The 10,685-nt window shown below is 42.6% G+C and carries 8 protein-coding genes and 1 pseudogene; 7 read left to right on the top strand and 2 right to left on the bottom strand.

From position 1 onward, the window contains the following. The first annotated feature begins 195 nt into the window (after positions 1-195). From mpl to trmB, 5 genes are read left to right on the top strand one after another with little or no spacing between them, the layout of a single operon-like run. A complete protein-coding gene (gene mpl / locus CWC18_RS16995; protein WP_138675756.1) occupies positions 196-1,575 on the top strand; it encodes a UDP-N-acetylmuramate:L-alanyl-gamma-D-glutamyl-meso-diaminopimelate ligase in 1,380 nt (459 codons plus the stop codon). Positions 1,576-1,608: 33 nt separating this feature from the next. Further along, positions 1,609-2,232: a flavin prenyltransferase UbiX gene (locus tag CWC18_RS16990; RefSeq protein WP_138589802.1), complete on the top strand. Its 624-nt coding sequence runs from the start codon at positions 1,609-1,611 to the stop codon at positions 2,230-2,232. 1 nt (position 2,233) lies between these two features. Next, on the top strand, positions 2,234-3,154 hold the full coding sequence (locus CWC18_RS16985; protein ID WP_138675757.1) for an ABC transporter ATP-binding protein: 921 nt from the start codon (positions 2,234-2,236) through the stop codon (positions 3,152-3,154). A gap of 2 nt (positions 3,155-3,156) precedes the next feature. Next, entirely contained in the window at positions 3,157-3,924 is a 768-nt protein-coding gene (locus CWC18_RS16980) for an ABC transporter permease (RefSeq protein WP_138589810.1), read from the top strand. Continuing rightward, entirely contained in the window at positions 3,924-4,589 is a 666-nt protein-coding gene (trmB, locus tag CWC18_RS16975) for a tRNA (guanine(46)-N(7))-methyltransferase TrmB (protein WP_138675755.1), read from the top strand. The genes CWC18_RS16980 and trmB overlap by 1 nt, the downstream gene beginning before the upstream one ends. 3 nt (positions 4,590-4,592) lie before the next feature. Here the strand turns inward: trmB and CWC18_RS16970 are convergent, their stop codons facing one another. Then, positions 4,593-6,464: a GGDEF domain-containing protein gene (locus tag CWC18_RS16970; RefSeq protein ID WP_138675754.1), complete on the bottom strand. Its 1,872-nt coding sequence runs from the start codon at positions 6,462-6,464 to the stop codon at positions 4,593-4,595. A 300-nt stretch (positions 6,465-6,764) separates the two neighbouring features. Between CWC18_RS16970 and panP the strand changes: the two genes are divergently transcribed. Continuing rightward, entirely contained in the window at positions 6,765-8,393 is a 1,629-nt protein-coding gene (panP, locus tag CWC18_RS16965) for a pyridoxal-dependent aspartate 1-decarboxylase PanP (RefSeq protein ID WP_138589799.1), read from the top strand. A gap of 223 nt (positions 8,394-8,616) precedes the next feature. After that, complete coding sequence (locus CWC18_RS16960; protein WP_138675753.1) at positions 8,617-9,657, top strand: sensor domain-containing diguanylate cyclase; 1,041 nt, start codon at positions 8,617-8,619, stop codon at positions 9,655-9,657. 28 nt (positions 9,658-9,685) lie between these two features. Here the strand turns inward: CWC18_RS16960 and CWC18_RS21580 are convergent. Beyond that, positions 9,686-10,636: pseudogene (locus CWC18_RS21580) on the bottom strand (IS3 family transposase); the annotation flags it as partial. Between the last annotated feature and the right edge of the window lie 49 nt (positions 10,637-10,685).

The following is a 10,685-nucleotide window of genomic DNA, read 5'->3' as shown; positions in this document are numbered from 1 at the left end:
GACTGGCATTTTTTTTAACTGTATTTTTAGAGAGTGTGATTCACTCATCAATAATTCAGTATTGTGGGGCTATTCTTGGCGTTTTAGCACAGCTGTTTTGCAGTATGGTTTATGGTGTGTTGCGTGATTTTTTGGCATAGTAAGCACCTTGCAAATTCCAGTAGTCTCAATTTTTAAATAAAGGCATACATCGTCATGGTCACGACGCAAAATAACAATAAACATATCCATATTTTGGGTATTTGTGGCACCTTTATGGGTGGCATTGCAGCAATCGCACAATCTTTGGGTTATAAAGTTACTGGCTCTGATCAAAACGTGTATCCGCCGATGAGCACGCAGTTAGAAGAACTTGGCATTGAGTTAACGCAAGGTTATGACACGGCTCAGTTAGACCCTGCGCCAGATAGTGTGGTGATTGGCAATGCTATGAGTCGAGGCAACCCGTGTGTGGAATACGTGCTGGAAAAAAATATTCCGTACACATCGGGCCCTGAATGGTTAAAACACCATTTATTGCAAGACAGCTGGGTATTGGCTGTTGCAGGGACGCACGGTAAAACCACTACCGCGAGCATGTTGGCGTGGATACTCGAATATGCGGGGTTGCGCCCAGGGTTTTTAATTGGCGGCATTGTACAAAACTTTGGGGTGTCGGCACGGGTCAGTGATACACCATTTTTTGTGATTGAAGCCGATGAATACGACACCGCCTTTTTCGATAAGCGCAGTAAGTTTGTGCATTACTTACCCCGTACTTTAGTTATGAACAATTTAGAATTTGATCATGCTGATATTTTTACCGATTTAAATGCCATTCAAACACAGTTTCATCACTTGTTAAGAACGTTACCTGCGCAGGGTAAAGCGATTTATCCTGCGGATGACAGTGCGCTTGTTGAGGTAATTAAACGAGGTTTTTGGAGCGAGCAAGAAACTTTAAACGGCGATTGGTCGTATAAATTGCGCAAAGCAGACGGTAGTCAGTTTGAAGTGTGCTTACACGGTCAGCTTGAAGGGGTTGTGAATTGGCAGGCTATTGGTGAGCACAATGTAAAAAATGCCATGGTGGCCATTGCGGCGGCGCGACATGTGGGCATTCCTGTCTCTGTCAGTATAGATGCACTCGGCGAGTTTATTTCTCCAAAGCGTCGTATGGAGTTGCTAGCAGAGGTAGGTGGCGTCAGTGTGTATGACGATTTTGCACATCATCCTACGGCCATTAAAACAACCCTTGCAGGGCTAAAAGCGAAGGTTGGGACTGCCCCTGTGATTGCGATTTTAGAACCGCGTTCAAATACGATGAAAATGGGGGTGCATCAGCAAACATTATTGGCGTCACTCAGTGAGGCGGATGAAGCATATTTGTTTGAACCCGATAACTTGGATTGGTCATTACGCGATGAAGCGCGTAATGCGGGCCGCCAGTGCTTTTCAAGTGTGGATGAAATTATCAAACAGGTGTGTGCTAACGCGCAAGCGGGTCAGCATATTTTGATCATGAGTAATGGTGGCTTTGATGGGCTACATCAAAAGCTACTGGCTGCGCTGCATAAAACAGACATAGTTAGTTGATATGCTGCGAATTAACATAAAAGGGTAGATGGTGTGAAGAGTTTTAAACCTGCAATTACGTTGGCATTTAGTGGTGCATCGGGTGCGCCTTATGGATTGCGATTATTAGAAGTACTCGTCGCAATGAATTACCAAGTTTATGTGCTGATCTCGAGTGCCGCGCGGGTGGTATTAGACATTGAATCGAACGTTAAGCTCTCGGGTAACGAGCAAAAAGCCAGCGAGCAGTTGAGTACGCGGTTTAACGCGCAGCCAGAGCAAATTAAGGTGTTTGGTAAAGACAATTGGTTTAGCCCTGTGGCATCGGGGTCGGCAGCACCGAAAAAAATGGTGGTATGTCCGTGTAGTGCAGGGTCGGTATCGGCGATAGCGTTGGGCGCGTCGGATAATTTATTAGAACGGGCAGCCGATGTGGTTATTAAAGAACGTGGCCAGCTTATTTTGGTACCACGAGAAACGCCTTTTAGCCCCATTCATTTAGAGAATATGTTAAAACTGAGTCAGTTGGGGGTAACGATTATGCCCGCAGCACCGGGGTTTTATCATAAACCCGAGTCGATTGATGACTTGGTTGATTTTATGGTGGCCCGTATTTTAGATCATCTTAATATAGAGCATACCTTAACCGAAAGGTGGGGTTATGGAGAACAAAAATAACATGACGGTCGCATTAGATATTCAAGGTCTGAAAAAGGTCTATAAAAATGGTGTTGAAGCTGTAAAAGGCATCGACCTAAAAGTAGAGCAAGGAGACTTCTTTGCGTTGTTAGGCCCCAATGGCGCGGGTAAGTCAACCACCATAGGCGTTATAGCATCTTTGGTGAATAAAACCGCTGGGCAGGTTAGCGTGTTTGGGCACTCGATTGATACTGCATTGGAAGACGCAAAAGCTGAGTTAGGGTTGGTTCCGCAAGAGTTTAATTTTAGCCAATTTGAAACCTTGAGCCAAATCTTAGTGAATCAAGCCGGTTACTATGGCGTGCCTCGTCAAGAAGCACATAAACGTGCTGATAAATATTTGGCACAACTTGGCTTGTTAGAGAAAAAAGACAAACAAGCTCGGACTTTATCAGGTGGTATGAAACGCCGTTTAATGATTGCGCGTGCGTTAATGCATGAACCAAAATTATTAATATTAGATGAGCCAACCGCTGGGGTTGATATTGAATTACGCCGTTCGATGTGGAGCTTTCTTAGAGAGATAAACGAGCAAGGTGTCACGATTATTTTAACGACACATTACCTTGAAGAAGCTGAGCTGCTGTGCAAAAACATTGCCATTATCGACCAAGGAGTAATAGTTGAGAACACCACGATAAAAGCGCTATTGGCAAAGCTCGACAAAGAAACCTTTGTACTTGATTTAAAAACTCCGGTCCAACCGGTGAATATCGAAGGCTATGCGTTTAACTTAACCGATGAGCACACGTTAGAAGTCGAAGTTAAAAAATCACAGAGTTTAAATGAGGTGTTCAGTCAGCTGAGCACACAAGGGAATACGGTGTTAAGTATGCGAAATAAAGCAAACCGGCTAGAAGAGTTATTTGTTGGGCTGTTAGAGCAGGGGCGTGAGTCATGAGTATTACTCGCTACGGCATAGCCTTAAAAAGTATTTGGATCAAAGAGTGTATTCGATTCCTGCGAATTTGGGTGCAAACCTTGGTGCCTCCCGCGATAACCATGACGTTGTATTTTGTTATTTTCGGTAGCTTGATTGGTTCGCGAATTGGTGAAATGGGCGGCTTTAGTTATATGGAGTTTATTGTTCCGGGCTTAATTATGATGTCGGTGATCACCAACTCCTATTCTAATGTAGCCTCGAGTTTTTATTCCACAAAGTTCCAAAAAAGTATTGAAGAGCTTCTAGTTGCGCCAGTACCTAATTATATTATTGTGCTGGGTTACATGGGCGGTGGTATGGCGCGTGGCATGCTGGTGGGCTTGATTGTGACCTTAGTTTCACTATTTTTTGTCGATATACAAATACACAATATTGGGGTGATCATTGCCACCGTAGTCTTAACCTCGGCAGTGTTTGCACTGGGTGGGTTAATTAATGCGGTATTTGCCAATAGCTTTGATGATATCAGTATTATTCCTACCTTTATTTTAACCCCACTGACTTACTTAGGCGGTGTGTTTTACTCGATCACCTTGTTACCTGAATTTTGGCAGGGCGTATCGCAAGCTAATCCAATCATTTACATGGTGAATGCATTTAGATTTGGCTTTTTAGGTGTGTCAGATGTCAACATTTATGTGGCATTTACGGTATTATTAGCGTTTATTACTGGGTTATTTATCTTGGCGTTGACACTGATCCGCCGAGGAGTAGGGTTACGTCACTGATGGCAGAAGCAAATTCGAGATGTATTGTCTCAAACCAACCTAGCTTGCATGAAAAGCTGGATGAAATTGTAAATAAGCATTTAACTGCTGAGTTCAAAAAACCCATTGCGGCTCATACGCAAAAGGCATTTGACGAGGTAAATCAACGTGTACAAGCATTTACCGGAGACATCATTTTAGACTCGTGTTGTGGGGTAGGTGAAAGTACGGCTAATTTAGCTAAACTGCACCCCAAGGCATTGATCATTGGTATTGATAAATCATCACACCGATTAGACAAACATGATGTGGAATACAAACAGACAGACTCGGGCCAATATATTTTGGTGCAAGCTGATTTAAATGATTTTTGGCGCTTAGCAGTCGCGGCTAATTGGCAGCCAACACACCATTATTTACTCTATCCAAACCCTTGGCCTAAGGCTAAGCATATTGGTCGTCGTTGGCACGGTGCTGCGGTATTCCCTTTTATTGTTAAGCTGGGTGGTCAACTTGAAGTACGCAGTAACTGGGATATTTATGTTAGAGAGTTTGCGCGTGCCTTGCAGCTAGCTGGTCATCCAGTGGCCGTTGAGCCATATAGCAGTGAGCAAGCTATCACGCCCTTTGAACGTAAATATTGGATGAGTGGCCAATCAAGCACGCGCTTAGTGGTCACATTGTGATAGTTAAGGATTAATGGTCAGTAAGTGTGACTCTGTTCTAATGTGTGGGGTGGCTCTGCCTATGTGCCGCCCTTGCATCATGTCTACGCCAGCCTCAATAAAGCGTTCAAATTGCGCTTCGTCCAATACGGCGCCCACAACCAATTGTATATCTCGGTCTTTGCAGAGTTTTGCTAAGTGAGAAATAAATTCAAAGACCTGCTCATCTCGGTGCATATGTGCTGAAATATGTTCATCAAGCTTAATCGCATCAATATTTAGTTTCATGACTCGGCTGACGGTTAATAACCCACTGCTTACGCCGTTGATCAGGATTTTTACCCCTTTACTTTTCAACATATTGATACTGGCAGCCATTGAGTTAAAGTTATTTAAGACAGCTTGTTCATCCAGTTCAAAGGTGATCAAAGCAGGTTGTGGGTAGCGGCGTAATTCTTGATTTATTATGTCTATGAGCTGTGGATCAGTGGCATCTTGATAGCTTAATTTTAAACTCCAAGCGGTATTTTTTTTTCTAAAACGTGTGACGCACTGAGTTAAAATATTATGAGTTAGTTTACCCTCCATACGAGAACGCTTTACGACTTTTTGATAAATGTCAGCACCTAAAATAGCGCCCTGCTCATTGATAATGCGGGCACTGCACATATGTTGAGTAACAGCATTTTTTTTGACGTCAAAACGGGGGGTGAAATAGGCAACAACCCTATCTTTTTCGAACGCATTTTGTAAGGTGTGTGCCAAGGCGAGGTGATTGGCTTGTTGCTGTTTTCCATCGTTATTATGAATGGCATAGAGACAGACGGTTTTGTTTTGTTGCTTAGCTTGGCGACACGCAACATAGGCGTTATCGAGTAACAACGCCTTGTTACCAGAGGCAATGCCAGCGCTAAGCTGAACATAAAGATGTGGATTATTGAGTACGGGTCGAGAATTGGGAAATTCTTTGATTAAGTTTGTCAGATAATGCTCTCCCTTATCGGTATCGCACATAATTACCAGTTTTGATGTCGCAAGGCGATACACAGGGTATGGGTAAGTAAACTCGCTAAAATGCTTCATAATACGTTGGATAACTTGATCTCCTACGCTTGCACCATAAAAGCTAATAATGTCTTCAAGTTCACTGACCCAAATAATTGCTAAACTCAAATGTTGTCGCTTGTTCTTGGCTAAATCTCGTTCTAGTGCAATTCTGTTCGCAAAACCTGTGCGTGTATCTGACGTCATAGATTTTTTGTATAACAATAGATATAAACCAGCAACGAGCAGTGCAATGAAAAAGAAAAAACAGGCAGTTAATGTTGCTTTGGCGATGCTTACTCGCAGTTGTTGTGCAACGTCATCAGTGGTGATGTCGGCACCAGTAATATAGACTGTACCCTTGCTACTTACAAATGGGACAAGAATGGTTTTAAAGTGCCCCCATTGATCTTCTGAAATTTCAAAGACGGGTTCTGTTGAGCGAAATGCCCCTTTGTTAACCACAGTTGCTTCAAAATACGGGTCCAAAAACTGCGTTATGTGGCCAAGTTTTAAATCTTTTTGCGTATAGCTTGATGATGTAAAGCGCACTAATGGTGCGTCGTAAATCATGGTGTAGACATATTCAACATCTAGGGCGCTAGCAAGTGCCGTCAATTTGGCGCTGAGCTGCTCAAATTGGACTGCTTCTATATTATTTAAGCGATCGTGATAGTCATTACCAATAACTAACTGCGCTGCTTTCGCTGCGTGTAATAGACGAGTATCAATATCATCCATGATAGCTTGGCGAGTAGTATGATAGCTGTATCCAACATAGCTGATGAGGCTTGCAATAAACGTAAAAAAACCAATACAAAGCCAACCGATCAGAGAAGTCCTTCTGAGCATATTTGTCCTTTTTATAAGTGTTCCTTAATTTTAAACATGAAGTGAGTGCAATGCAAAGGTCGCCTCATTCTTAGTTATATCATTTTTAGATTTAAAGAAAATTAAATATACATGTAAATTTCAATTAAGTGTCGTTATATTTAAATGATAGTGCCACTAAACATTATGGGATTTCGCGACTTTTCAGCGTTCAAAACGAGACAAATCTATTAACTTGCAGTAAAGTTAGCCATTTCGTCATAACAACTCATATTACTATTGCTTATACAGCAATACAGAGTTAGAGAATTAGGTAGCAAGATGGGTCCAAAGCGTTGTGCTGTCGCTTCTGAAGAAAGTTTAATGCGTATTTTTACGGTGCCAGAAGCGCCAGATTCGACTCTGAGTAAAATAGAGTTAGAAATCTCTAGTAATTTAGCTGGGTTCTTAAATGAGAATATCGCGGCAATTGAAAAGCCTTTGCATGAAATTGAAAAAGACTTTCAAGATGCGGTGTTACCTGAGGAGCCGATGTTTGTTTCTGATTATGCACAAGACATAATGGAGCAGCTAGTGGCACATTCAGTTCATACAGCTGCCCCAAGCTTTATTGGACACATGACGTCTGCGTTGCCTCACTTTGTGTTGCCACTGTCTAAATTAATGGTGGGTTTAAATCAAAACCTCGTTAAAATTGAAACCTCTAAAGCATTTACGCCTTTGGAGCGTCAAGTGCTGGGGATGATGCACCATTTAGCATATGGTAATGACGCACACTTTTATGACAAATGGATGCACAGTGCAAAAACATCGCTTGGTGCATTTTGTTCTGGAGGTACGATTGCCAATATTACGGCGTTATGGATTGCCCGAAACCGTTTATTAAAAGCCGATGGCGAATTTAAAGGTATTGCTGCACAGGGAATGCTCGCGGGCATGCTGCATTACGGTTATAAAGGGTTGGCAGTACTTGTATCAGATAGAGGCCATTATTCATTAGGTAAAGCGGCTGATATTTTAGGGCTTGGCCGAGAAAACTTTATTGGGATTGCGACCGACGAAAATAATAAAGTTGATGTTGAAAAAATGCGCGAGACAGCGCATCAATTGCAAGCAAAAGGCATTAAAGTATTGGCTTTGGTCGGGGTTGCTGGCACCACAGAAACAGGTAATATCGATCCTTTAAACGATATGGCTGATTTAAGCGCTGAACTTGGGTGTTATTTTCATGTTGATGCTGCATGGGGTGGCGCGACACTCCTTTCAGACAATAACCGACATTTATTGGCGGGGATTGAGCGTGCAGATTCCATTACGATTGATGCTCATAAGCAAATGTATGTGCCGATGGGCGCGGGGCTCGTTTTATTCAAAGACCCTGCAGCAGCGGATGCGATTGAGCACCATGCTGAGTACATCCTACGTAAAGGCTCAAAAGATTTAGGCAGTCATACTTTAGAGGGAAGCCGCCCAGGTATGGCCATGCTCGTACACGCCTGTATGCGTGTTATTGGTCGTAAAGGTTACGAAATGCTGATTGATAAAGGCATTGATAAAGCACGTTACTTTGCCGAATTAATAAAAAATGACCCTGACTTTGAACTGATCTCTGAACCTGAGCTGTGCTTACTGACTTACCGATATGTGCCAAAGCAAATACAGCGTGCCATTGCGCAAGCTGATGAGGCTGAACGGATTGAAATCTATGCAGCACTCAACCGTTTTACTGCCAGTATGCAAAAACGCCAGCGCGAAACAGGACGTTCATTTGTATCACGTACTCGATTGACTCCAGATCAATATGATCACCAACCGACAGTCGTGTTTAGGGTTGTACTGGCAAATCCTTTAACGTCAAACGCGATATTAAAAGAAATTTTGGCTGAGCAAAAAGCGTTGGCTAAAACCGACCCAATATTTAAAAAGTATTTATTGAAATATCTATCATAATTATTGCTATATGATAATTCAGCAGCTGTCTCAGGTGATGGCGGCTGAATTGTCTCATGGTATACTGCTCACTTAGTAGGTACTTTTCCCTCATTTTCACTTCTATCAAAACAAGTTACCTATATTGATGTATAAAATAGTTCATCCTTTTTCCGATTATTGCGTATCATTAATAGATATGTAGAAAAGAGTGTTTGTAATTGTTTAGTAGCTTTGGTGCCTTATGCTCAATGATTTAAGTGAAGTAACACAACGATTGAGAAGAGTATGTTCTCAAGAAGTTGATGTTTCTGGCAGCTATCAGGCGTTTTTACAGGATATTATTGATGAAGGGCGCACCACGTTAGCGGTGAGCAGAGTATCAGTGTGGCTATTTGATGATCATATTCAACCCCGCTTTTTATTGAATGTGGCGAACACCGATTGGTCAACCAAAGTTGAGCAAATGGATTGTGCTAAATTGAGCTTAGAGCACTATCACACGTATTTCACGGCATTAAAAAGTGGAGAATCTATTGCCGCGTGTGATGCTGAAACCGATCCGCGCACAACTGAGTTTGCAGATGGTTATTTGAAGCCATACGGCATAACTACGATGTTAGATACGGTCATTTTTAAAAATGGTGTGCCTCATGGCATTGTGTGTTGCGAAGGGACTGATGGACCGAGACAGTGGCAAAGTGTAGAAGTATCATATGCCGAAATGATCGCAGATTGTTGTAGTCGACGCATTCTGGTAAGCGAACTGTGGGCATTGCAGCAACAGCTCTCAGATTTAGCATTTCAAGATGCACTCACAGGGCTTAAAAACCGACGCTATTTAATGGATTATGCTGAGCGAGAGATAAGCCGTCATATGCGAGCTGAACTGCCACTTAGTATGGTTGTTGTTGACATTGACCACTTCAAAGCGATTAATGATACCTATGGCCATGAGGTTGGCGATGTTGTATTACAAGCTTTTGCCGGATGTTGTAAGTTAGTGCTGCGCACCGAAGACTGCTTATGCCGACTTGGCGGAGAAGAGTTTGTGGCGATGCTTCCGCACACCAATGCAGATAATGCATACCATGTGGCACAGAGGTTACGAGAAGCCTTGTCTCAGCAACAAATCGAATACGGCTCTGAGAGGATTATGATCACGGTGAGCTGTGGTGTGGCTGAGGTAAATTTACAACTGCCTTTTAGCCAATCATTAAAATTGGCTGATCATGCGGTGTATCAAGCAAAAGCCCAAGGCCGAAACTGTGTGGTAAGAAGCTAGTTTTCGCGTATTGTTCTGCGCAACTAAATCAGGACACTTCTCTTAAGGAACTTTGCTCATATTCAATTGGCGACAGATCACCATTTGCCGTATGAAGTCGTTCTAAGTTGTAATAGCGCATATACGCTACCACATCATCTCTCATATACTCATGTGTTGGCTGAGGAACTTTCAACAACCAATCGTGTTTTAAGCTACCGAAGAAGCGTTCAACAACCGCATTGACGCTCCAACATCGCCCATACTCGCTCTAATACCTTAGGTGGTTAGCAGTGTACGGTATTGCTTACTGGTATATTGTGAGCCTCTATCAGAGTGAAACACCAAGCCTTTTGGTGGCTGACGTAAGTTATAAGCTTTCATCATAGCTTTGCTGATCAAGTCAGTCGTCATTCGCTTATCTATGTGCCAGCCAACGATGCGGCGTGAATATAAGTCCATAACAATGGCTAGGTACATTCAGCCTTCCCCTGTTTTTAAATACGTCACATCACCAGCCCAGACCTGATTTGGTGCAACAGGATTGAAGTTCTGATCCAGCAGGTTATCAGCAACGGCATCACTATGTTTGCGCTTGGTTGTGACTTTGTAGGCAACTCGCTGAGTTACAACTAAACCAAGCTTAGCATTAACTTCTTAACGCCATATTCGCTGACGTTAAAGTCCTCCTTGCATAACCGCTTCTTCAGCTCTCGATAACCCAAGCTATTTCTGCTTTGCTCGATGATGACTTTGGCTCTTCGATACATATGCAAATGCTCTGCTGTAATGATTTTTGCGGGTCGCTTTAGCCAAGCATAATAGGCTGAGCGACTGACGTTCAATACTTTACAAAGCTTACTCACTGGAAATACTGAAGAGAGCTTCTTAACGGTTTTAAACGTTACTTGGTTTCCTTTAGCAGGAGGGCGCTGGCCTTTTTTAAGATCTCCTTTTCCATCCTGAGTTCTTTATTTTTCTTTCGCAGCCTCAACAGCTCTGTTAGTTAATATGCACATAAATTTGTCACAGATTGATCAGCATCAAGA

This window comes from Pseudoalteromonas aurantia (genome assembly GCF_005886875.1).
Taxonomy (GTDB): domain Bacteria; phylum Pseudomonadota; class Gammaproteobacteria; order Enterobacterales; family Alteromonadaceae; genus Pseudoalteromonas; species Pseudoalteromonas aurantia_A.
Note: the sequence above shows the minus strand (reverse complement) of the source record. Positions and strands in the feature narration are given on the sequence as shown.

What these genes read in the sequence shown, in the direction of transcription:
- CWC18_RS16960 (WP_138675753.1), top strand. Translation starts at nt 8,617, where the DNA reads ATGCTCAATGATTTAAGTGAAGTAACACAACGATTGAGAAGAGTATGT.
- CWC18_RS16970 (WP_138675754.1), bottom strand. Translation starts at nt 6,464, where the DNA reads ATGCTCAGAAGGACTTCTCTGATCGGTTGGCTTTGTATTGGTTTTTTT.
- panP (WP_138589799.1), top strand. Translation starts at nt 6,765, where the DNA reads ATGGGTCCAAAGCGTTGTGCTGTCGCTTCTGAAGAAAGTTTAATGCGT.
- CWC18_RS16985 (WP_138675757.1), top strand. Translation starts at nt 2,234, where the DNA reads ATGACGGTCGCATTAGATATTCAAGGTCTGAAAAAGGTCTATAAAAAT.
- mpl (WP_138675756.1), top strand. Translation starts at nt 196, where the DNA reads ATGGTCACGACGCAAAATAACAATAAACATATCCATATTTTGGGTATT.
- trmB (WP_138675755.1), top strand. Translation starts at nt 3,924, where the DNA reads ATGGCAGAAGCAAATTCGAGATGTATTGTCTCAAACCAACCTAGCTTG.